General features: G+C 67.7%; 22 protein-coding genes. 13 read left to right on the plus strand and 9 right to left on the minus strand.

Annotated elements, in window-relative coordinates; genetic code table 11:
• Positions 1–15: 15 nt before the first annotated feature.
• Positions 16–267 (minus strand): DUF4242 domain-containing protein, encoded by a 252-nt coding sequence (locus tag J1M43_RS00705; RefSeq protein WP_033105498.1) that lies wholly within the window; start codon positions 265–267, stop codon positions 16–18.
• Between the two features lie 353 nt (positions 268–620).
• On the opposite strand from J1M43_RS00705, the gene J1M43_RS00710 reads away from it, so the two are divergent.
• Genes J1M43_RS00710 through J1M43_RS00720 form a run of 3 tightly spaced genes read left to right on the plus strand, consistent with a single transcriptional unit; the run spans position 621 to position 2,616 of the window.
• Complete coding sequence (locus tag J1M43_RS00710; protein ID WP_206475402.1) at positions 621–1,016, plus strand: GntR family transcriptional regulator; 396 nt, start codon at positions 621–623, stop codon at positions 1,014–1,016.
• Positions 1,013–1,930 carry an ABC transporter ATP-binding protein gene (locus J1M43_RS00715; RefSeq protein ID WP_206475403.1) on the plus strand — a complete coding sequence of 306 codons (918 nt, stop codon included), beginning with the start codon at positions 1,013–1,015 and terminating at the stop codon, positions 1,928–1,930. The genes J1M43_RS00710 and J1M43_RS00715 overlap by 4 nt, the downstream gene beginning before the upstream one ends.
• Positions 1,930–2,616, plus strand: coding sequence for a hypothetical protein (locus J1M43_RS00720; RefSeq protein ID WP_206475404.1), 687 nt, complete (start codon positions 1,930–1,932; stop codon positions 2,614–2,616). The genes J1M43_RS00715 and J1M43_RS00720 overlap by 1 nt, the downstream gene beginning before the upstream one ends.
• A gap of 103 nt (positions 2,617–2,719) precedes the next feature.
• On the opposite strand, the gene J1M43_RS00725 is transcribed toward J1M43_RS00720, so the two are convergent.
• Entirely contained in the window at positions 2,720–3,430 is a 711-nt protein-coding gene (locus J1M43_RS00725) for a helix-turn-helix transcriptional regulator (RefSeq protein WP_235272334.1), read from the minus strand.
• Positions 3,431–3,505: 75 nt separating this feature from the next.
• Here J1M43_RS00725 and J1M43_RS00730 point away from each other — a divergent pair, with 75 nt between their 5' ends.
• Complete coding sequence (locus J1M43_RS00730; RefSeq protein WP_206475405.1) at positions 3,506–4,933, plus strand: MFS transporter; 1,428 nt, start codon at positions 3,506–3,508, stop codon at positions 4,931–4,933.
• An 18-nt stretch (positions 4,934–4,951) separates the two neighbouring features.
• Here the strand turns inward: J1M43_RS00730 and J1M43_RS00735 are convergent, their stop codons facing one another.
• Positions 4,952–5,170, minus strand: a complete 219-nt coding sequence (locus J1M43_RS00735) for an SCO4848 family membrane protein (protein WP_206475407.1) — start codon at positions 5,168–5,170, stop codon at positions 4,952–4,954.
• Between the two features lie 75 nt (positions 5,171–5,245).
• Here J1M43_RS00735 and J1M43_RS00740 point away from each other — a divergent pair, with 75 nt between their 5' ends.
• The 4 genes from J1M43_RS00740 (at position 5,246) to J1M43_RS00755 (ending at position 10,575) form a co-directional block, all read left to right on the plus strand.
• Positions 5,246–5,875, plus strand: coding sequence for an RNA polymerase sigma factor (locus tag J1M43_RS00740; RefSeq protein WP_241245168.1), 630 nt, complete (start codon positions 5,246–5,248; stop codon positions 5,873–5,875).
• Positions 5,859–6,317, plus strand: coding sequence for a hypothetical protein (locus J1M43_RS00745; RefSeq protein WP_241245169.1), 459 nt, complete (start codon positions 5,859–5,861; stop codon positions 6,315–6,317). The genes J1M43_RS00740 and J1M43_RS00745 overlap by 17 nt, the downstream gene beginning before the upstream one ends.
• Before the next feature lie 44 nt (positions 6,318–6,361).
• Entirely contained in the window at positions 6,362–7,939 is a 1,578-nt protein-coding gene (locus tag J1M43_RS00750; protein ID WP_033105504.1) for a S8/S53 family peptidase, read from the plus strand.
• 155 nt (positions 7,940–8,094) lie between these two features.
• Entirely contained in the window at positions 8,095–10,575 is a 2,481-nt protein-coding gene (locus tag J1M43_RS00755) for a CHAT domain-containing protein (RefSeq protein WP_206475410.1), read from the plus strand.
• 223 nt (positions 10,576–10,798) lie between these two features.
• Here J1M43_RS00755 and J1M43_RS00760 read toward each other — a convergent pair whose 3' ends face one another.
• The 6 genes from J1M43_RS00760 to J1M43_RS00785 all read right to left on the minus strand — a co-directional run bounded on the left by J1M43_RS00760 (position 10,799) and on the right by J1M43_RS00785 (position 16,511).
• The gene (locus tag J1M43_RS00760; protein ID WP_206475412.1) at positions 10,799–11,569 is read right to left on the minus strand and encodes a DeoR/GlpR family DNA-binding transcription regulator; all 771 of its coding nucleotides are present in this window, start codon (positions 11,567–11,569) and stop codon (positions 10,799–10,801) included.
• Positions 11,566–12,468 (minus strand): class II fructose-bisphosphate aldolase, encoded by a 903-nt coding sequence (locus J1M43_RS00765; RefSeq protein ID WP_206475414.1) that lies wholly within the window; start codon positions 12,466–12,468, stop codon positions 11,566–11,568. The genes J1M43_RS00760 and J1M43_RS00765 overlap by 4 nt, the downstream gene beginning before the upstream one ends.
• A complete protein-coding gene (locus J1M43_RS00770) occupies positions 12,465–13,526 on the minus strand; it encodes a 1-phosphofructokinase family hexose kinase (protein ID WP_206475415.1) in 1,062 nt (353 codons plus the stop codon). The genes J1M43_RS00765 and J1M43_RS00770 overlap by 4 nt, the downstream gene beginning before the upstream one ends.
• Complete coding sequence (locus J1M43_RS00775) at positions 13,523–14,548, minus strand: ROK family protein (RefSeq protein ID WP_241245170.1); 1,026 nt, start codon at positions 14,546–14,548, stop codon at positions 13,523–13,525. Before J1M43_RS00775 ends, J1M43_RS00770 begins: the two co-directional genes overlap by 4 nt.
• Positions 14,548–15,450: an SIS domain-containing protein gene (locus tag J1M43_RS00780; RefSeq protein ID WP_206475417.1), complete on the minus strand. Its 903-nt coding sequence runs from the start codon at positions 15,448–15,450 to the stop codon at positions 14,548–14,550. The genes J1M43_RS00775 and J1M43_RS00780 overlap by 1 nt, the downstream gene beginning before the upstream one ends.
• Before the next feature lie 92 nt (positions 15,451–15,542).
• Positions 15,543–16,511: an N-acetylglucosamine kinase gene (locus J1M43_RS00785; protein ID WP_206475419.1), complete on the minus strand. Its 969-nt coding sequence runs from the start codon at positions 16,509–16,511 to the stop codon at positions 15,543–15,545.
• A 119-nt stretch (positions 16,512–16,630) separates the two neighbouring features.
• Here J1M43_RS00785 and J1M43_RS00790 point away from each other — a divergent pair, with 119 nt between their 5' ends.
• The 5 genes from J1M43_RS00790 to J1M43_RS00810 are packed head-to-tail and all read left to right on the plus strand — an operon-like array spanning position 16,631 to position 21,706.
• On the plus strand, positions 16,631–17,575 hold the full coding sequence (locus tag J1M43_RS00790) for a MurR/RpiR family transcriptional regulator (protein WP_160175042.1): 945 nt from the start codon (positions 16,631–16,633) through the stop codon (positions 17,573–17,575).
• Positions 17,572–18,324: a sugar isomerase domain-containing protein gene (locus J1M43_RS00795; RefSeq protein ID WP_052166815.1), complete on the plus strand. Its 753-nt coding sequence runs from the start codon at positions 17,572–17,574 to the stop codon at positions 18,322–18,324. The genes J1M43_RS00790 and J1M43_RS00795 overlap by 4 nt, the downstream gene beginning before the upstream one ends.
• A 36-nt stretch (positions 18,325–18,360) precedes the next feature.
• Entirely contained in the window at positions 18,361–19,779 is a 1,419-nt protein-coding gene (ngcE, locus tag J1M43_RS00800) for an N-acetylglucosamine/diacetylchitobiose ABC transporter substrate-binding protein (RefSeq protein WP_206475420.1), read from the plus strand.
• Positions 19,776–20,801 (plus strand): sugar ABC transporter permease, encoded by a 1,026-nt coding sequence (locus J1M43_RS00805; RefSeq protein ID WP_307823190.1) that lies wholly within the window; start codon positions 19,776–19,778, stop codon positions 20,799–20,801. The genes ngcE and J1M43_RS00805 overlap by 4 nt, the downstream gene beginning before the upstream one ends.
• Positions 20,798–21,706, plus strand: a complete 909-nt coding sequence (locus J1M43_RS00810) for a carbohydrate ABC transporter permease (protein WP_206475422.1) — start codon at positions 20,798–20,800, stop codon at positions 21,704–21,706. The genes J1M43_RS00805 and J1M43_RS00810 overlap by 4 nt, the downstream gene beginning before the upstream one ends.
• The last annotated feature ends 18 nt before the right edge of the window (positions 21,707–21,724 follow it).

Consider the following 21,724-nt stretch of genomic DNA (forward strand, 5'->3'; position numbering starts at 1 on the left):
TGCTGCTCGCCGCCGCTACGCGCCCTCCTTCACGAGATGGATCTCGTCGGCGACGAGCCCGTGCGCTTCCCTGTGCACGGTGTTCGCGGCCTCGGCATCCGGTGCATCGACGAGGCAGAAGATCTTCCCGCCCGGCTCGTCGACCCAATAGCGCAGGTACTTCACGTCATGCTCATCCTGCAATTGCAGGTCGGCGGCGTGCGCCTTGGCGACGTCCTCCATGCTCACGGCATCGCCGAGCGTGTGGACGTCCATGTACAGCGGCATGATCCCATTCCCTTCGTCTGGAGTCGCGAAGGTAGGCGCGATCTGATGAGGCGCCCCAGCGGCCCGATACGTCGGATGCTACGCCGAACCGATGCGCGCGGCTACGGCAGTTCGCGGACCCTCCGGACGACTGCTTAACGCCTGGGTCCACACTTCTCGCCTGCGATCCGCGCATGACTCCGGAGATTCTTCGCCGACAGGCACCCGCGCTGCTCGGAATCCGCGGATTCTGAAGAATCCTCCGGAGTTATGCGGGCGGAACGAATCACGTCCATCGCCACAAGGGTTGACGCACTCCAGGTTCTATGGTTAGTTAGTCGAGTAAGTAACCAACTGACCACCAGGAGGCATCAGTGATCGAAGAAGGCAAGGCGCTCTTCCTCCAGATCGCCGAACAGATCGAGGACTCGATCCTCGACGGCTCGCTCGAGGAGGAGTCCAAGGCTCCGTCGACGAACGAGCTCGCCGCCTTCTACCGCATCAACCCCGCCACCGCCGCGAAGGGAGTCGCCATGCTCACCGACAAGGGCGTGCTGTACAAGCGCCGCGGAATCGGAATGTTCGTGCAATCAGGAGCCCGCGAACTGCTGCTCGGCGAACGGCGCTCCGCGTTCGCCGACCGCTACATCGATCCCCTCCTCGCCGAAGCCCGCACGCTGGGCCTCGGCGCCGACGACCTCGCCGCGCTGCTGCGCGAGCGCGCTGCAGTCGCGGCATCCGCATCCACCACCGAAGGGAACCCCGCATGACCGCTGTCATCGAGGTGAACAACCTCTCCAAGCACTACAAGGACAAGCGCGCGCTCGACAACGTCTCGCTGTCGCTCGAGGGCGATGCCATCTACGGCCTGCTCGGGCGCAACGGTGCAGGCAAGACGACACTCATGTCGATCCTCACCGCGCAGAACTTCGCCACCTCCGGCGACGTGAAGGTGTTCGGCGAGCACCCGTACGAGAACGCTCGAGCACTCAGCAGGATCTGCTTCGTGCGCGAGAGCCAGAAGTACCCGGATGACGCGACACCACGCCACGCGTTCAAAGCGGCGTCGCTGTTCTTCACCAACTGGGATCAGGAGCTCGCCGAGCAGCTGATCAAGGAGTTCCAGCTGCCGATGAAGCAGACGATCAAGAAGCTCTCCCGCGGGCAGCTCTCTGCCGTCGGCGTGATCATCGGCCTCGCCTCGCGCGCCGACATCACGTTCTTCGACGAGCCGTACCTCGGTCTCGACGCGGTCGCCAGGCAGATCTTCTACGACCGCCTGCTCGAGGACTACTCCGAGCATCCGCGTACGATCATCCTGTCGTCGCACCTGATCGACGAGGTCGCCAACCTCATCGAGCGGGTCATCGTGATCGATGACGGCAAGATCCTCCTGAACGAGGAGACGGATGCCGTGCGCGATCGCGCCGTGACCGTCGTCGGTGATTCGGCCGAGGTCGACGCCTGGGTGGCGTCGCGCGAAGTGCTGCACCGCGAGCGGCTCGGACGAGTGGCGTCCGTCACCGTGCTCGGCGCGCTGTCGTCCGAGGAACGCGCACAGGTCACGGCATCCGGTCTCGATCTCGCACCCGTGTCGCTTCAACAGCTCATCGTCCGCCTCACCCAGAAGGCCAGCGCAGAAAACGGCGCAGAAAACGGCGCAGAAAACCAGGAGGTCCGCTGATGTCCCGCACGCTCAATGTCATCCGTCTGCAGCTCATCAACAAGCAGACCTTCATCTGGGTGCCGCTGATCGTCCTCGCCGGCGCCACGCTCCTGTCAGTGCTGATCTACGCGATGATCCCCGGTGGTGAGCCCAAGTACGGCGGCGGCGGTCAAGCTCCGCTGTGGGTGTTCTTCGCGGTCGGCATGACGGCGATGACGCTGACTTTCCCGTTCTCACAGGCGATGAGCATCACCAGGCGCGAGTTCTTCGTCGGGACGTTGATCACCGCGGTGCTCGGTAGCGCGTTCATGGGCGTGCTGTTCCTGATCGGAGGGGCCATCGAGCTGCTCACCGACGGCTACGGCGTGAACGGCTACGTCTTCCACCTGCCGTGGCTGTGGGAGGCCGGTCCGCTCGGCGCATTCATCGTCTACTTCACGCTCGCCCTGTTCTTCTTCGTGGTCGGCTTCACCGGTGCCACGATCTACAAGAGCTGGGGGGCCGTGGTGATCACGGTCGTCGGAGTCGCGGTCGGCCTCTCGCTGATCGGGATCATCTACCTCATCACGCGGCTCGAGCTGTGGGAGCAGGTGTGGATCGGGATCCTCGATTTCGGAGCGCTCGGGTTGGCACTGTGGGGCCTGGTCGCGGTCGCGGTGCTCGCGGGGATCTCGTTCCTGGCGTTCCGTCGGGCGAAGCCGTAGTACCCGCGCGTTCACAACTCCTCAAGAATCGGCCCGATCCGCGTCAAATGCGCCTCGCTCGGGCCGATTCTCGTGTTCTCTGAGGAGTTGTGAACGGGCCGCGTCAGATCGTGTCGTCGGCGGCGACGATGTCGAGGCCCCAGATGCGGGTGTCCGGATCGTCGGGGTCGTGAGCGTCCTCGACCTCTCTGATCAGCTCGTGGATCCGCCGCTCAAGCTCTTTGAACTCGGCTTCTGTCAGCCGCAGGTTCGCCTGCGCGAAGGTGCCGTGCACCACCGGGTCACGACCGGAGACGTACTCCGGAGCCCACGCCACGACCCTGCGCACCATGTCGACATGGTCGTCGGCGAGCGCCATCATCAACGTTCCGCCGAGCTCCTCGTCGGCGATCGGATGCTCAGGGGACCCGACATTCCATGACCCCTCGGTGGCCTTCCACACCCGATCGCGCTTGTCACGGGCGTGCTCCGGCGCCTCTTCGATGAGGCCGGCGTCCGCGAGGACGCGCAGATGGAAGCTGACACTGTTGGCGGCGACTCCGAGATCGGCGGCGACGTCCGCTGCACGAGCGTGACCGCGTCCTGCGACCGCCTTGGCGATGCGACGGCGCAGCGGGTGCGCATACGCCTTGAGCATCGCGGTCGTCGCATGCCGCGCATCGGAGTGCACCCCGTCGGCGTGCGGCTCGTCCGGACGCACGTCGTCCACGGGCGCCGGGTTCGCAGGCGCCGGGTTCGCAGGCGTCGGCACGGACGACTGCTCAGGCGCCGGCACGGACGGCTGCTCGTTCACCGAATCCTTCTCGTCTGCCATGCACTGAGTCTATCCACAACAGATATTGCGCAATCTTAGTTGCGCAATATCTCTTGCGGATCTATTCTCGAACACATGACGACCGCAATCGCTCACCGCCTGACCCGCAACGTCCGCTACATCACGTGGCTGATCAGCGACACGGCCAAGGGCCTGGCCTCCGCGCTCTTCGGCTTCGCGATCCCGTTGATCGCGCTGTTCGTCACGAACGATCCGGCGCAGGCCGGCATCATCAGCGCGGTCGGCATGACGATCCGCACCATCACCACCGTGTTCGGCGGCGTGCTCGCCGACCGGCACAGCCGCATCGTCATGATGATCATCGGTTCGGCCACCGGCGTCGTGCTCGCTGGCGCGTTCACCGCTCTGGCCCTGACCGATGCGCTCACCTTCGTGACGCTGCTGGTGATCGATGTCGCCCTCGCCGCGCGTGCCGGATTCTTCGACATCGCAGGCGAGAGCGCACTGAAGGAGATCGTGCCCGATGACGCGATGGGCAGGGCCCAGGCCGCGAACCAGGGACGCGACGCCGTGCTGCAGCTCGCGGGCGGGCCGCTCGGCGGTGTGCTGCTCGCGGCGGGCGCGTGGTTGATCGGCGCAGCAATGGCCGCGTGCCACGTGATCGCGGTGGCGACGGCGTGGATGCTGCGCCGCTCCGCCCCCGATGATGCAGCCTCGAGCGCCGCAGCATCCGGCTCCGCGAGGCGCCACCCGAGGGAAAACGCAGACGACTCGGCGCGTCTTCGGCATGTCGCGCCGCGACGCGCCGACGCCACGCCAGATGGTCTGGGTTTTCCAGAACGAGAGGCGGATGCCGCGGCATCCGAGGTCGGCCTCGCGGCCGCAGCCGCGGCCATCGGCCGCCCGAACGCGCTGCGCGAGATCGCCGAGGGATTCCGGTGGCTGTTCTCCCGACGCGATCTGCGCGGCGTCCTGTTCGTCGCGACCATCGTGAATCTCGGATTCAGCACGGCGATGACGACCGTCATCTACGCACTGCAACAGGCGGGCCACTCGACCATCACGATCGGCCTGCTCGCGACCGGCGCGGGGGTCGCCATGCTCGTCGGCGCCCTCCTCGCCCCTCTGCTGGTGTCACGGATCCGCGCGAGCGTCGTCATCATCGGCGGACTCGGCGTCGCAACCCTTGGCGTCTTCGGGATGATCCCCGCCCGCGAACCGCTCGCGCTCGTCGGCGTGCTCGCCGTCACCGTGTTCTTCGTCCCCGCGGTGAACGCCGCGCTGATGGGCTACTTCATGGTCGCGACGCCGACCGAACTGCTCGGTCGGGCGAACAGCGCATCCGCCGTCCTCGGCATGGGGGCGATGCCGTTCGCTCCATTGATCGCCGGATTCGGTCTCGCTGCGATCGGACGCGAGAACACCCTGGTCGCGGCATCAGTCCTGTGCGCGATCTCGGTGCTGCTCGCCGTCGCGAATCGAGGGCTGCGCGCACTTCCCGTCGAGGCCGGATGGTCGGCGCACGCCCGTCAGTTCGAGTGAGTCACCGGGGAATCGAGATCAGAGAGCCCCGGCGAGCGCCGCGATGCCGGCGATCACGGAGACCAGTGCGATCACCAGTGCGAGTGCGATCAGCACGGCGTGCACCTTGAGGAACGTCGTCGCCCTGCCCTCGGCCTCCCGTGCCCGCGGGTCGTTCGCGACCCGCTTGTAGAAGCGCGGCCACACGACGATGTTGAAGGCCGCATTGATGAACAGGAGCACGGCAAGAGCGATCACGTCTTCAGCCTAGGCGTCACGATGTATCAGCGATCCCTTGCCGCGCTCCTGGTAGGTGTGAGCACAATGATCTTCATGACCGACGCCTCGCCCGCAGGCGCCGTCAGCGACGGATCCGCGCGCTGGGAACGCGCAGCTGATCTGTTCGCCGACTGGCGCTCCGGAGACAGGCGCGCCATGGATGACCTGGTGCGTCTCATGACCCCCGTGCTGTGGCACGTCGTCCGCGCATACGGGCTCGAACGCTCACTCGCCGAAGACGTGGTGCAGTCGACGTGGCTCGCGCTCGTGCGAGGGCACGACAGGATCGCGGACGGCCGGGCGGTCTCCGGCTGGCTCACCGTCACCGCGCGCCGTGAAGCGTGGCGGGTGAGCAAGGGCCACCGACGAGCGGATGCCACGGCTGACGATCTGCTCGAGCCGATGCTTCCGCCACAGGAATCGGCCGAGGACGAGGTCGCGGCATCCGATGAGGCTCGGCGCATCTGGACCGCTGTCGGCACGCTCAGCAAACGCTGCCAGCGCCTGCTGCGCATCGTGGCCTTCGACGACCGACCGGACTACGCCTCGATCGCCACCGATCTCGACATGCCGATCGGCAGCATCGGCCCGACTCGCAGACGATGCCTCGTGAAGCTGCGCACCGAGCTGGTGCGCACGGGGCTCGCACCGGCCGAGGGAGGTCATGATGAGCCGCTCGGATGAAGAGTTGTTCGCGCTTCTGCGCACAGCGATCGACGAGATCGACCCGATGCCGCAAGGCCTCGTCGACCGCACGATCGCCGCAGTCGCGGTCGCTGATGTCTCGCGCGAGTACGCGCTGCTGACGCTGATGGAGAATGCGCACGCAGCCGTTCGCGGCGACAGCGACACGACCACGCTGCAGTTCAGCGACGGTGCAGCGAGCATCCTGCTGCACATCAGCCGCACCGCGAGCGGTCGGCGCCGAGTGGACGGCTGGGTGGATGCCGACGCCACGGAGCTGTGTCTGATCCAGGGAGAAGGACCGGGCGAGCGCACCTGGACAGCCGTACCGGACGAGCAGGGACGGTGCGCATTCGATGAGATCCCCCCTGGTCTCAGCCGTGCGCTGCTCGTCAGCACCGGAGCTTCGAAGGATCTACTAACGCCGCAGTTCGAAGTCTGAGAGCGACGACGAGTCCGGCGCTGACGCAGTAGAGAGGGAGAGCAATGGAGCACCCGAGAGGCTGGAGCTGGCAGGACCGCGCCGAGGGGTCGATCCCCCGTGGTGCGGCACTCGATCCCGGTGTGGATCCCGTCGAGGGCATCCGCGCGTTCCCCACGGCCTACCTGCCGGATCGGATGCTGATCACCGAGCATCCCGATGACGAGAACGGTGCCTACGATCGCGACCTCAAGGCACTGATGGAGGCCGCGGGGGCCTTCGGATGGCGGCTGCAGGTCGAAGAGGACGACGTGCTGCGTGCTGGGCGACGCCCGAACACTCTCCCCGACGTTCCTGGGTTGCATCGCGCCCGACTCACGACACCGGACGAGCCGGGTGCGGGCGAATCGCCCGTGGCGCCGGATGCCTGGCGCGTGCTCCAGCGCGCGCGCAAGATCACCCGCGATCCGATGCCGCGTGCCGGCCTCGAGCACGTGCTCGCGATCGATCCCGTCGGGCTGAATCCGTTCACGCGCACGAACCCCTTCACGCGGACGAACCCGTTCACCCGATCCAATCCGGTGCGCGGCGCGGGCGCGGTCGGCAGCGACGACTACATGGAACCGGGTCGTGGCGGCAGGCAGCCGATCGCCTGGATCGGCGCCGCACCGGTGCGCACTGCGGACCCTGAGACCGGGCGCAGGGCGGTCGTCGCGGTGCTCGACACTGGATGCGGGGCGCACGAGTGGCTGCCCGATTCGATCGTGACCAGGACGGTCGAGCTGGATGGAACACCGATCGGCCTCACCGGCGCTGACGATCCCGAGGTCTACCCCGACCTCTACGGGCAGCTCGACGGCGAGATCGATGCGGTGGCAGGGCACGGCACGTTCATCGCGGGTCTGGTACGCCAGACCGCTCCGGATGCCGACATCCTCTCGATCCGCATCGCAGGGTCACTCGGAGTGGTGGATGAGACGACGTTCCTGCGGGCCCTTGCGGCCGTCGTCGAGCTGCACCGGCGGTTCGTGGAGGGAGCAGAGGGCGGTCGGCCGATCGACGTGCTGAATCTGTCACTCGGCTACTACCACGAGACTCCGAAGGACGGACAGTTCTCGCTGCTGTTGTACGAGCTGCTGCGCACGGCGCGCCGACTGGGCATGGTGGTCGTGTGCTCGGCCGGCAACGACGCGATCGATCGCCCGTCGTTCCCCGCGTCGCTGTGGGCGTGGCCGGGTGCCGACAACGGCCTGTCGACCGACAAAGCCGTCCCGCTCGTCTCGGTCGGGGCGCTCAACCCCTCCCGCCGATCTCTGGCGCTGTTCTCCAACGTCGGGCCATGGGTGCGCGTGTTCGCGCCCGGCGCCGCTGTCGTCTCGACGACTCCCGCCTTCACGGGCGGGACGCAGGCCGTCACCAGGGATGACGTCGGCGACCTGCCCCGCGAGACGATCGATCCGGACGACTATCGCGGCGGTTTCGCGGCCTGGAGCGGCACGTCGTTCGCTGCGCCGTACGTGGCGGGGAAGATCGCCGCCAGGCTCGATGACCTCCCGCACGACGGCTGCGCACCCGCAGCAGTGGTGAAGAAGGCGACGGATGCCGTGCTGAAAGAGCTGCCGCCCGTCGCGCCGTTCGGGTAGGTCGCTGACGCTCGGCTGATCGCGGTACAGATGTCAGTGGATTTTCACAGATGTCAGCGCGCAATGGCGATCTGAGCTGACATCTGTGCTTTCGACTGACGTCTGTACCGGCGCCGCGGCTTCCGCGCGGGCCGCGAACACGGCATCCTGAGGCAATGGGGACTACTGCGCGTGAACTGTATGAGCGGGGACGCGACGCCTCGAACGCGCAGCGGTACGCGGCGGCGCGCCGACTCCTCGAGCGCGCATCAGCGAGGGCGACGGATGCCGGGGCGGATCTGCAGTCCCGGATCGCGGGGACCATGGCCTATGTGCTCGCGCAGACCGGCGAGGCGGCGCGGGCCGAGGCGCTGTGCCGCGAAGCACTCGACCGCGACGGCGTGAGCGCGGAGACCCAGGCGATCGTCGCAGGCCAGTTGGGTCTTCTGTTCACGCGCGCAGGACGCCTGGACGACGCCGACGAGATGCTCACTCGGGCGATCACCGGCCTAAGCGGAACAGCGCGCGCCAACTGTCTGTTGAATCGCTCCCTCGTGCACATGCACCGACGGGCGTTCGCCGCGTCCACCGCCGATCTCGAACAGGCGGTCACGATCTACGAGGCCGAAGGCGACGCGGCCGCGGCGGCCGAAGCGCGCCACAATCTCGGCTACACCGCGTTGCTGCGCGGCGACCTCGTCGAAGCGCTCGAGCTCATGGCCAGATCGCGCCCGGTGATCGCCGCCGGCTCCCCCGAGGGCGCGGCGATGAGCGACCTCGATCGGGCCGAGGTGCTGCGCGACGCCGGCCTCGTCGACGAGGCGGAACGCCTGCTCGACAGCGTCGCCACGACCTTCGGCGCCGCTCGGATGCGCCAGTCGCAGGCCGAGGCGGAGTATCACCTCGCCCGCTCCCTGGTGCGACACGATCCTGCGCGGGCGGAGGGGGTCGCCCGCTCGGCTGCCCGCCGGTTCCGCGCGCTCGGTGCAGAGAGTTGGGCCGCGCGCAGCGACGCCATCCGCCTCGAGGCCCGACTCGCCCAGGCGGTCGCCAACGATCGCCTGGGCATCGGCGGACGCGATGCCGCTCTCCCGACCGCCGCCGAATTCGCCGCGACCGTCGATGCGCTCAACACCTGCGGATTCCCCGCCGAAGCCACGGCCGTGCGATTCAGCGCCGCCCTCGCCGCCGATCAGCGTGGCGATGGCGATTCGGCTGAGCGCCTCCCCCTGCTTCCGCGTGATTCCCCGACTCCGTTGCGCCTGCGCGCCGCCGAGGTGCGCGCCGCTCGCGCGCAGGCGCACGGACGCGCAGCGCAAGCCCGTCGCCATGCGGCCCACGGACTCGACCTCCTCTCCGATTGGCAGCGGTCGTTCGGCGCGCTCGACCTGCAGGTGTCGCTCGCGATGCACGGCACCGGTCTGATCTTCCGAGGACTCGCAGCCGCCGGCGACAGCCGGGACCCGGCGATCCTGTTCGACTGGTCCGAGCGCGCACGCCACCTCAGTCAGCAGGTGGCTCCCGTGCGCCCGCCGCGCGACGGTCATCTCGCCGACGACCTGGCGACATTGCGGATGCTGCGCACAGATCTCTCCGGGACGGAATGGACCACCGATCCCCGCGTGCGCGCGCTTCGTGATCGAGTGCGCGATCGCCAGTGGACGGAGACGGGCGCCGGGGATCTGCGTCCACGGGTCACTCTCGACGAGTTGAGGGCCTCGCTCGATCCGGACACCGCAGTGCTGTCGTACGTCTTCACCGGAGCGTCTCTGCTGTGCCTCGTCACGACCGCCGACGCCAGCCGCATCGTCGACCTCGACTGGCCCGACGTGAAGCGCGCCTCCGACGGACTGCGTGCAGACCTCGACGTGTCGGCCGCCATCCGCAGCGGTCCGATGGCAGAGGTCGTCGCTCGCGCGCTCGACGATCGGATGCTGCGCCTCGACGAGGCACTGCTCGGTCCGCTGCGCACCGCGATCGGAACCCGTCGCCTCGTGCTGACCGTGCCCGGTCTCCTCGCCGGCATCCCGTGGGCGATGCTGCCGACCAATCATGCCCGGCCGTTCACTCTCGCCACGTCGGTGTCGCGATGGATGCAGGAGCGTCCGACGACGGCGCAGATGCGGTCGGTGGGGTTCGCCGGCGGACCGCGCGTTCCCCGCGCCGTCGAAGAGGTGCATGCCGCAGCATCCGCCTGGCCAGACCCGGCCGTGCTCATCGGCGAGAACGCGAGAGTCGATGCGGTCACGGATCTCGCCGGACGCGTCGATCTGCTGCACATCGCCGCTCACGGACACCATGCCGTCGACAACCCGCTGTTCGCCGGTTTCGAGCTCGCCGACGGCACGCTGTTCGGGTACGACGTCGATCTCATCCCGCACGCACCCGGGACGGTCGTGCTCTCGGCGTGCGAGCTGGGCCACTCGTCGGTGCGGTGGGGTGAGGAGGCGCTCGGGATGACGCGGGTGTGGTTGCACGCCGGGACGCGCAGTGTGATCGCCGCCCCCGCCGTCGTCTCCGATGACATCGCCAGCACCCTCCTGGCCGCGGTCCACGTGGGCCTCAGCCGCGGCGAGAGTCCGGCCGTCGCACTGGCCGCGGCATCAGAGGCGACCGGCCACCGGACTCCGTTCCAATGCCATGGCAGCGGCTTCTGAGCGAATTCCCGTTCCGATGTATCAGGAGGAGTACTGATCGCTCCTGATATGAGGAAGGTGTCAGGCGAAGCGCTCCGGGAGGGTCAAGGAGCGCGAGGGGCGCCGGTCACTGGGGCTGCGTGTGGGGACGCGGACGACAGACACCGACCGCTCGGGGGTGCGCGCGATCAGTTCGCGCGCACCCCTCGTGTGTTCGATGCACGGCAGCCACTGCACCCGCAGGTCAGCGGGCGATGACGACGGTGTGCCCGACGGCATCCAGACCGACGCGATCGGCGTCGGCGATCCCGGTATCCGTGATGACCGTCGGGAAGAGCTCCGGACCGCCGACGAACGCGAATGCGACCTCGCCGATCTTGCTCGAATCCGCCACCACGATGGCCCGGGCCGCGCGCGACGCCATCATCCGGTTCACGGCGGCCTCGCGCTCATCGTGGGTGCTCGCGCCGTCTTCGGCGGAGAGCGCGTTCACGCCGATGAAGGCGATGTCGAGCCGGATGCCGCTGAGCAGCTGCTCCACGAAAGGACCGACGAGCTCGTAACTGCGGGAGTGGATCACGCCACCGGTGACGACGACCTTGATGTCGGGCCTGGTCGCGAGCTGCGCGGCGATGTTCACCGCGTTGGTGACGACGGTGAACTCGCCGAGGTCGGCGCGGGCGGCGAGCGCCGCCGCGATCGCGGTGGTCGTGGTGCCGCCGGAGAGCCCGACGACGGCTCCGGTCGTGACGAGGGCGGATGCTGCGCGCGCGATGGCGTCCTTCTCCTGCGTGCGCTGGTGGCTCTTGTAGCGGACGGGCAGTTCGTAGGCGACCGACTGCGCCACCGCGCCGCCGTGCGTGCGGGTGAGCAGTCGCTGCTCGGCGAGGCTGTCGAGGTCGCGCCTCGCCGTCGCCGGAGACGCATCGAGCCGCTCGACCAGTTCTTCGACAGTCACCTCGCCCTGGGCAGCGAGCAGGTCGAGGATCGCGGTCAGCCGCGATGCGCGCTTCACACCGATTCCCGAGACACGGCGGAAGTGGTGGGTTCTGCGTCCTGCAGCGCGAACAGTCGCAGCATCCGGGCCGCCTCGTCGACGACCGCCGCACGTCCGGGAGCGATGTACTTGCGCGAATCGACCAGGCGCTCGTCGCCGTCGAGAATCGAGCGCACCGACCGCGTGAAGAAGCCGTTCAGATGCGTGGACACGTTGATCTTCGTCATGCCTGCGCGCACAGCATCCATGATGACAGCATCCGCGACGCCGGACGATCCGTGCAGCACGAGCGGCACATCCGCACCATTCCGGCCGCTCTGCCGGAGCGCCGCACGCAGCCGGTCGATCAACGCGATGTCGAGTGACGCGCTGCGATCGGTCATGGCGTGCGATGAGCCGACTGCGACGGCCAACGCATCGACTCCGGTCTCGGCGACGAACACGCGAGCCTCGTCCGGATCGGTGCGCACGCCAGGCGCATGCGCGCCGTCCTTACCGCCGACCTCACCCAGCTCACCCTCGACGTAGACACCAGCGGCATGCGCGCGGGCGGCGACGGCGCGGGTCAGAGCGACATTGTCGTCGTAGGGCAGCGCCCCGCCGTCGAACATGACCGACCCGAATCCGAGGGCGATGGCCTCGTCGACGAGCTCGGGGTTCTCGGCGTGGTCGAGGTGCACGGCGACCGGGGTCTCGGCCCGACGCGCCACCGCGAGCGTGGCGAGGGCGATCGGCTCGAGCGCGCCGTGATACTTCGCGCAGTTCTGCGAGATCTGCAGGATGACCGGAAGATCTGCCTGAGCGGATGCTGCGACCAGCGCCTCTGCCGTCTCGAGGTGGATCACGTTGAACGCGCCGATCCCGCGGTTCTGGGTGGCGGCAGCGCGGACGAGGTCGGCGGCGGAGACGAGGGTCATGCGGGCTCTTCCGGGTCGTGTGGTGCGGCGGGAACGGGTGGGACACCATCTGCGGCATGAGACACCTCGTGCGCGGTGGTGTGTCGTGTCGGCGATGATGTCTCGCCGGTAACGGTGTCGAGTATCAGCGCGCGTTCGAGGTCGCGCCACGTGGGATGGATCTCGCCCGCGAGCGGCATGAGCACTGCCGCGGCCGACCACGCGGTCGCACGGCGCAGGATCGCTTCCGGGTCGAAGCTCGCGGCGAAAGGGTCCGCAGCACCGTTGCTCGCGGCACCGACGTTCTCGTCGAGGAGCGTCGCGGCGGCGGCGACAGCCGCGTCGCCCGCGCCGGTCGGGTTGCCGGCGAGTCGCTCGGGCAGGCGGGCGCGCAGCACCCGATCGGCCGTGACCGCATACATGCCCTCGGCGCCGAGCGACAGCAGCACGAGCCCCGCCCCGCGGGCGATGAGGGAGCGAGCCCCCTCGATCGGATCGGCCATGCCCGTGGCTTCGGCGAGCTCGGCCCTGTTGGGTTTGAGGACGGATGCTCCGGCATCCGCCGCAGTGAGCAGCGCAGGTCCGGAGGTGTCGACGATCACGGGACGCCCTGCGCCCGCCGCGATGAGCTCGGGCAGAATCGTTGACGGCGCCCCGGGAGGGAAGCTGCCCGAGATCACGAGCACGGATGCCGCGGCGACCCGCCCACGCACCGCCGCTGTGAACGCCGACCACTCCTGCGCGCTCGGGTTCGCGCCGCGTTCGTTGACGATCGTGGTGTCGCCGAGTGCACGATCGACCCACGCGACGCTGCGGCGGGTGGGGGCGGTGACCGGGATGAGCACGTGCGGAACCCCGCTCGCGTCGAGTTCATCGCGCAGCTCTGCGCCGGTCGCCCCGCCGCAGGTCGTCACGGCGCAGACCTCGAAGCCCTGCGCCTGAGCGATCCTGGCGACGTTGAGGCCCTTGCCTCCGGCACGCACAGCGCCGGTGTCGGCACGGTGCGCGCCGCCGATCTCGATGCGGTCGATCTCCCACGTCAGGTCCAGCGCGGGGTTCGCGGTGACGGTCAGGATCACGCCAGCTCCCTCGCCCGCAGGGCTGCGCCGAGGAGCCCGGCGTCGCCCTCGAGTTCTGCGGGCAGCAGTTCCGGCATCCGATGGAAGCTGAGTCTTGCCGCCAGGCGCGCACGAAGCTCGTCGAACAGCGCACCGCCGGCGCGCGAGAGACCGCCGCCGATCACGATCGCCTGGGGTGCGAACATCGCGGTCAGCTGCGCGAGCGACATCGTGAGCGCGCCGAGCGCGTCGTCCCAGATGCGCTCGGCGACGGCATCGCCGGCGGCAGCGCGGGCGATGACGTCCCTGGCTCCGTCGGGCGTGGTGCCGGTCTCTGCTGCGTAGCGGCGGGCGATGGCCCCAGCCGAGGCGATGGCCTCGAGGCAGCCGCGCGCTCCGCACGCGCACTCCGGTCCGTCGGCGATGGGAGAGTGCCCGATCTCGCCGGCGTAGCCGCCCGCCGTGTACGGCTCGCCGCCGACGAGGATGGCGCCCGCGATCCCGGTGCCGATGATCAGCACCACGACATCGTCGTGCGCCCGTGCGCCGCCGAGCCGGTGCTCCGCCCAGCTCGCCGAGCGCACATCATGATCGAACGCGATCGGCAGCTTCAACCGCTCCGCCGCAAGCTCGCGAAGCGGTGCATCACGCCAACCCAGATTGCTCGCGAAGACGCCGATCCCGGCATCCGCATCGACGATCCCCGGCACGACGAAGCCCAGCGCTGCCGGCACGACGAGCGGATGCTGCGCCCGCAGCTCCTCGGACAGGCGGTCCAGCTCCTCGATCAGCGCGGCGGCCGGATCATCGCCCAGCGGCGGTGTCGGCGTGCGGCGCAGCCCGAGAGCCGTGCCGTCCGCATCGAAGATCGCCGACTTGATGTCCGTGCCCCCGACGTCGAAGGCGAGCACCGCCGCCCCTGCGCCGATGCCGCGTGCCGCGTCTTCTACTCCACCTGCGGCCCGCCGCCCACCGGATGCGAGAAGAGTTTCCCGGCTTCGCAGGTCGTTGGAACCGGGAAACTCTTCTTCCATCCGCGTCATCACGCGTCCAGGACGACCGAGCGGGTGAGGTTGCGCGGCTGGTCGGGGTCGAGGCCCTTGGCCACGGCACGGTCGAGTGCCACGCGGTGCAGACGCACGAGGTCGGCGAGCGGGTCGACGTCGTGCTGCACGAAGCGGCCACCGGTCGCCTCGACCTGGCCCGCGAGCCCATCTGGTGCGACGCCGAACTGCCAGGTGATGCGGCCGGGAGCGGCGATCGCGATCGGGCCGTGCCGGTAGTCCATCGACGGGTACGACTCGGTCCACGACTGCGACGACTCGCGCATCTTCAGTGCGGCCTCGTGCGCGAGGCCGATCGTCCAGTTGCGGCCGAGGAACGTGTACTGCTCCGCCTCGGCGAGCGCGGCGTCATCGGTCTCGGCGAGCACGGTCGAAGCATCCGCGATCGAGCGCGCGACGTCGTCATCGAGGCCGAGCGAGGAGCGGAACAGGGTGAGCGCTGTGGTGGCGAAGCGCGTCTGCACGACCGACTGCTCGTCGGCGAACGGCATCAGGACGGCCTCATCGACCAGATCGACCAGGGGCGAGGTCGGGTCGCCGATCACGCCGATGACCGGGATACGGCCCTTGATCTGCTCGGTGATTTCGAGCACCTCGCTGGTCGTTCCCGAACGGGTGAGCGCCACGACGACGTCGTAGTCACGGTCGAGGAACGCCTCGGATGCCGCGAACGCATCCGTGACGCCGAGGCCGGCGGTCTCCCGCAGAGCGGCATACGACTGCGCGATGAACCACGACGTTCCGCAGCCGATGGCGGCCACCCGTGCGCCGGCCGCTGGCAGCACCTTCTGTTCGTCGCGCATGTCGGCGGCGCGCGCCCAGGTCTCGGGCTGGGAGAGGAGCTCCGCACGCATGAACGCGCCGGGGACCGAGTCGGTCATGTGATCGAGCCTTCCGAATGCTTTATTTTGATTGATTGCTTCTGCTTTCGATCATAGAGTATCGTGCGAGCATGACGCGGCACCAGTCGGCATCAGCGGAAGTGCGAGAGCGACTCGCGGAGCCTGATGTGCATCTCAGACGACGGTCGAGCGCCGCCGGCACGCAGCGCGAGCACGCCCGCACCGACCGCCCCGTCGACGACCGGAAGCAGTTCGAGACCGGCCGCGGCATCGCCGAGGCGCTGCATGAAGGCATTCCTGACGGCACTCGGACGGAAGAGCACGCTTCCTCCTACGACGAGAGGTCCAGGGCCGGACAGCACCGCGGCGAACGAATCGGCGAGGTGCTCGCCCGCTCGACGGAGGATGCTCTCGGCCACCTGGTCATCAGCCGCGAAGGCGAGCGGTGCGAGGGCTGCGAGCTCGATCGGCCTGGCGCCGTAGAGCGCACCGACCAGATTCTCGAGTGTGCGCGAGCGCCCTTCTCTGCGGGTCGCGTCCTCGACGATGTCGAGATGCTCGAGCACTGCGCCGGTCAGCGTCGTCGCCGGACCGGCGTCGTCGAGGTCCCGAACGACCGCCCTCGCCACCCGACGCCCGATCCAGAAGCCACTTCCGCGGTCGCCGAGCAGCCATCCGAGCCCATCGGCAGTCCCCGCGATCCGTCCGCCCGAGACACGGACGGCGCACGCGCCGGTTCCCGCCACGATCGCATAGCCGAAAGGCTCCACCGAGCCGCTGAAGTAGGTCGCGAGGAGATCGGATTCGAAGGTGAGTCTGCCGGCGAACCCTTCCGCGGCCAGTCGATCACCGAGCCACGCTCCTTCGCCCTCCGCGGCCTTCTGCCCGGCCATCGCCGCCGTGATCACCGACACATCTGCGAGGGCGCGAGATGACGGTGCGAGCGCCAGAGCGACGGCATCCAGCACCCCCTGCGCGGCGAGATCAGGACCCGTGGCGATCGGGTTCCCTCGACCCCCGACGCCGTACCCGACGCACTCCCCCTGGCTCGTCATCAGCACTGCTCTGGTCGACGTCCCGCCGGCGTCAAGTCCCAGCATCAGAGTGTTGTGACCCATTTGTTATTCGCCCTAACTTGACGTTCCTCGACGGTGAGAATAGTTTTCAACGCAACGCAGACCTACTGCGACGAGTTCTGGGGGCAATGGTGCCACGCAGCATGAGCACGGGCAATGGCGCGATCGTCGCCCGCTTGGCCGAGCGTCGCGACGCCATGCCCTCCGCGCTGTCGAAGATCGCCGATCTGGTGATCTCCAACCCGACCACCCCGGCCGAACTGACGATCACCGAGCTGGCCGAGCGGGCGGGAAGCTCGCCTGCGAGCGTCACGCGCTTCTGCCGATCCCTCGGCTTCGCGGGGTACACGCAGTTCCGCGTCGCGATCGCGACCGAGCTCGGACACGCGTCCGCCGAGCATGCCTGGATCACCGACATCGGCGCCGAGTTCGAGCCGACGGATTCACCGGAGAAGATTCTGCGCACGCTCCTCAACGTGCACGTGAGCGGCCTCGAGACGACGCGGGAGGGCATCGATCTGGATGCCGTCGGCCGGGCCGCGCGCGCGATCACCGCGAGCCGGCACGTCGACATCTACGGCCTGGGCGGCAGTGCGGGGATCGCCCAGGAGTTCCAGCGCAGGATGCACCGCATCGGGATCAACTCGCACGCGTGGTCGGATGTGCATGACGGCCTGGCGAGTGCCGCGCTGCAGGACGAGGGCTCCGTGGCGATCGGAGTGTCGAGCACCGGGCAGACCAACGAGACCGTGCAGATGCTCACGCAGGCCGGAGCCGTGGGAGCGCTCACCGTCGCGATCACGCACGACGTCGAGAGCTGGATCGCCGACGTGGCAGACGTGTCGATAACCACCGCAGCACCCGTCGGCTACCTGCGACCGGACGACATGTCGGTGAAGCATTCGCAGCTCTTCGTGATCGACCTGCTCTACCTACTCATCGCACAGCAGATGTTCGATCCGGCCACGCGGCGGCTTGCCGCCACCGCGACAGCAGTGTCCGCACATCGCCGACCGCGAACGCTGAACCAGCGTTCGGGCGATGAGCCGCCGGAATCCCCGTCCGAGATCCAGGAGGCTGCGAGTTGACCGCGACACCGTCCGATCTGTTCCGTGAGGCGAACGATCGCCTCACCCGCCTCACTGCGGATGCCGAAGCCGGCGCCCTCGATCCCGCGGTCGAGTTGATGGTCGCGGCGCTGGATGCCGGCGGAGTGATCCACGCCTTCGGCACCGGTCACTCCGAGGCGTTCGCGATGGAGATCTCCGGCAGGGCGGGCGGGCTCATCCCGACCAACAAGTTCGCGCTGCGCGACCTCGTGATGCATGGCGATCGCGAAGTGGACGTTCTGACCAGCGCACTGGAGCGCGAACCCTGGCTGGTCGACGAGCTGATGGCGACGGTCCCGGTGGGCGAGGGCGACGTCTTCATGATCGCCTCGAACTCCGGTGTGAACGGATCGATCGTCGGGGCAGCGCTGTGGGCGAAGGAGCGCGGACACAGCGTGATCGCGGTCACGAGCATGGAGCACACCATGCGCGTCGAACCGAAGCATCCGTCCGGCAAGCGCCTCGCCGACGTCGCCGACGTCGTGATCGACAACCTCGCCCCCTACGGCGACACGACCCTCGAAGTCACGGGCGGTATCGGCGCCGGAGCCATCTCATCGATCACCGCCGCGTTCATCGCCCAGCTGCTCACGCTCGGCGTCGCACGCACCATCGCCGACCGCGGCGAGACTCCCCCGATGTACATCTCCGCCAACATCCCCGGCGGCGATGAGCACAACTCCGTCCTGGAAGACCGCTATCGCGGTCGCATGCGCCGGGGCGCCTGAACCCGAACACTGATCACCACAATGAAAGGTACGAAGATGGAACTCACACAAACCTCCATCAGCCGTCGCAACCTGTTGCGCGGCGCTGCAGCGACGGCGCTGCTGCTGCCATTTGGCATGTCCCTCGCATCCTGCGCAGCACCGGGTGGCGGCGGAGGCGGAGGCGGCGCCAAGGGCGAGGTCACCGCGGACAACCCGTTCGGCGTCGCAGCCAACACCGAGGTCGACGCGGTCATCTTCGACGGCGGCTACGGCGTCGACTACGTCGAGAACGCGGCCAAGATCATGGCCGGCAACAAGGGCCTGGACGGCGTCACCGCCAAGGTCTCCGCCTCCACCAAGATCGCACAGGAGCTGCAGCCGCGATTCGTGGGCGGCAACCCACCGGATCTCGTCGACAACTCCGGCGCGAACTCGATCGGCTGGAACACCATCCTCGACCAGCTCGAGGACCTCAGCGACGTGCTCGAGGCCGAGAACCTCGAGGGCACGAAGATCGCCGACACCCTGTTCGACGGCGTGAAGGCCCCGGGCACCTTCGGCGACAAGTTCGCGGCGATCAACTACGTGTTCACCACGTACGGCATCTGGTATTCGGGAAGCCTGTTCGAGGAGAACGGCTGGGAGCCGCCGACGACCTGGCAGGATCTGAAGGCCCTCGGCGAGGCGGCGAAGGCACAGGGCAAGTACCTGTTCCTCTGGGGCAAGGAAGCGGCGACCTACTACCAGACTTTCGTCGTCGACTCTGCCATCATCCAGTCCGGCGACGATGTGCGCCTGCCGCTGGAGAACCTCGAAGAAGGATGCTGGTCGCATCCGACTCTGCAGTCCATCCTCACCGTCCTGTACGAGCTGATCCAGGCCGGCTACGTCAAGCCCGGTGGCGGTGGCACGCAGTTCACCGAGGCTCAGGCGCAGTGGAGCCTCGACCAGGAGGCACTGCTGTACCCGTCCGGGTCGTGGATCGAGAACGAGATGAAGAAGACCACGGCCGAGAACTTCCAGATGAAGGGCGTGCGTGAGATGCCCCTGGACGACAAGGCGACCACGCCTGCCGGCTTCATGCGGGCCGAGGCCGGTGAACCCTTCATCGTGCCGTCCAAGGCGAAGAACCCCGCCGGGGGCAAGGAGCTGCTGCGCACGATGCTCTCGAAGGAGGCGGCGTCGGCCTTCTCGAAGGAGAAGCTCGCCCCGACCGTCGTCAAGGACATCGTGCCCGAGGACGGCTTCGGCTCGACGGCGCTCGTGTCGCAGGTGGAGATGATCGCGTCGGCCGGGTCGGGCATGTTCACGATCCAGTCATTCAACCTGTACGGCATGAACTCCGACCAGCTGCCGATCTGGAACTCGTTCCTCGACGGCAAGATGACGGTCGCAGACATCACGAAGCAGCTGCAGGACCTGACCGACAAGATTCGCAACGACAGTTCCATCGAGAAGATCGAGATCAAGTGACCCTCAGCGCTCCTGGCCTCGACGCGGCGCTGGACACCAGCGCCGTCGTCACCGCCCGCACGGGACGCCGCAAGGCGCCCCGTGCGGGGCTGCGCCGCAGGATGACGTTCGACTATGTGTCGTTCCTGCTGGTGTTCCTCGGGCTTCCGGTCGCGATCTTCCTGATCTTCGTCATCTCGCCGTTCATCCAGGCCGTCTACTACGCGATGACGAACTGGACCGGCTTCTCGCCCAACATGGACTTCGTCGGCGTCGACAACTTCGTGAAGCTGTTCCAGGACCCGACTTTTCTTCAGGCCATGGGCAACAACGTCTTGCTCGCGATCGTCGTCCCACTGATCACGATCGTGATCGCCCTGATCTTCGCGAGCATGATCACCGTCGGCGGCCCGAGCCACGGTCAAGTACGCGGCCTGACGGGCTCGAGCTTCTATCGCGTGGTGTCTTTCTTCCCGTATGTCATCCCCGCGATCGTGATCGCGATCCTGTGGAACATGATCTACACGCCCAGCGGCCTGCTGAACGGTCTTCTCGGGGTGATCGGGGTCGACACGAACGGCTTCGCGTGGCTGGGCGACGCGCGCACCGCCATGGGCGCAACGATCTTCGTCATCGTCTGGAGCATGGTCGGCTTCTACATGGTGCTGTTCATCGCCGCGATCAAGGGGGTTCCATCTGAGACCCTCGAAGCCGCGCGCATCGACGGGGCCGGCCGGTTCCGCACTGTCACCTCGATAATTCTCCCGCAGATCCGCGACAACGTGCAGACTGCCTACATCTATCTCGGCATCCTGGCATTGGATGCTTTCGTCTACATGGTGGGCCTCAATTCCACCGGTGGTCCAGGCAACAGCACCCTGGTGATGAGCCAGTACCTGTTCCGCACCGCGTTCGAGAAGGGCCAGTTCGGCCTGGCGAGTGCGATGGGTGTGGTCCTCGCTGTGATCACGCTGCTGTTCGCCGCGATCGTGATCGGCGTGTTCCGCCTCATCGGCGGCAAGGATGAAGGAGGGCGCTCATGAGTCTCGACACGCGCGCAGCGGTCACGATCGATCCGAAGTCGGGGACTCGGCCGACCGCCTTGAAGACGAAATCCACCAAGGGCGACAAGGCCGTCGGCGGAGCATCCCACGTGGTTCTGATCATCTGGTCGCTCGTCGTGATCATGCCGATGCTGTGGACCCTCATCGGTTCCTTCAAGACCACGAAGGAGATCTTCGCATCGCCGTTCGGCCTGCCTGCGAACTGGAGCTTCGACAACTACATCAACGCCTGGGTGGGCAACAACTTCGGCGGCATGTTCATCAACACGGTCATCGTCGTGGGTGTCTCGCTCGTGCTCGTGATGGTGCTCGGCGCCATGTGCGCGTACGTGCTGGCACGGTTCTCGGTGCCGGGCAGCCGGGTGATCTACTACCTGATGCTCGCCGGACTCACCTTCCCGGTGTTCCTCGCGATCGTCCCGCTGTTCTTCATCCTGCAGGGCATGGGGCTGCTGAACACGCTGCCCGGCCTGATCATCACGTACGTCGCGTTCGCACTGCCGTTCACGGTGTTCTTCCTGTTCTCGTTCTTCAAGTCGCTGCCCTATGAGATCCAGGAGGCCGCATACGTCGACGGTGCGAGCGAATGGCGCACCTTCTTCCAGGTGATGCTGCCGATGGCCAAGCCCGGGATGGCTGCCGTGGCGATCATGAACTTCCTCGGCCTGTGGAACCAGTTCCTGTTGCCGATCTCGTTGAACACCGACAGGAGCAAGTACGTGCTCTCACAGGGCATGGCGTCCTACGCCTCGTCCGCGGGGTACGCGCTCGACTTCGGTGAGATGTTCGCGGCCGTGATCATCACGATCGTCCCGGTGCTGATCGTGTACATCTTCTTCCAGCGCCAGCTGCAGGGTTCGGTGTCGCAGGGGACTTCGAAGTAGCACGCCTCTCACGGACGG

Origin of the sequence: Microbacterium sp. KRD172 (assembly GCF_017168295.1) — a bacterium.
Lineage (GTDB): Bacteria > Actinomycetota > Actinomycetes > Actinomycetales > Microbacteriaceae > Microbacterium > Microbacterium profundi.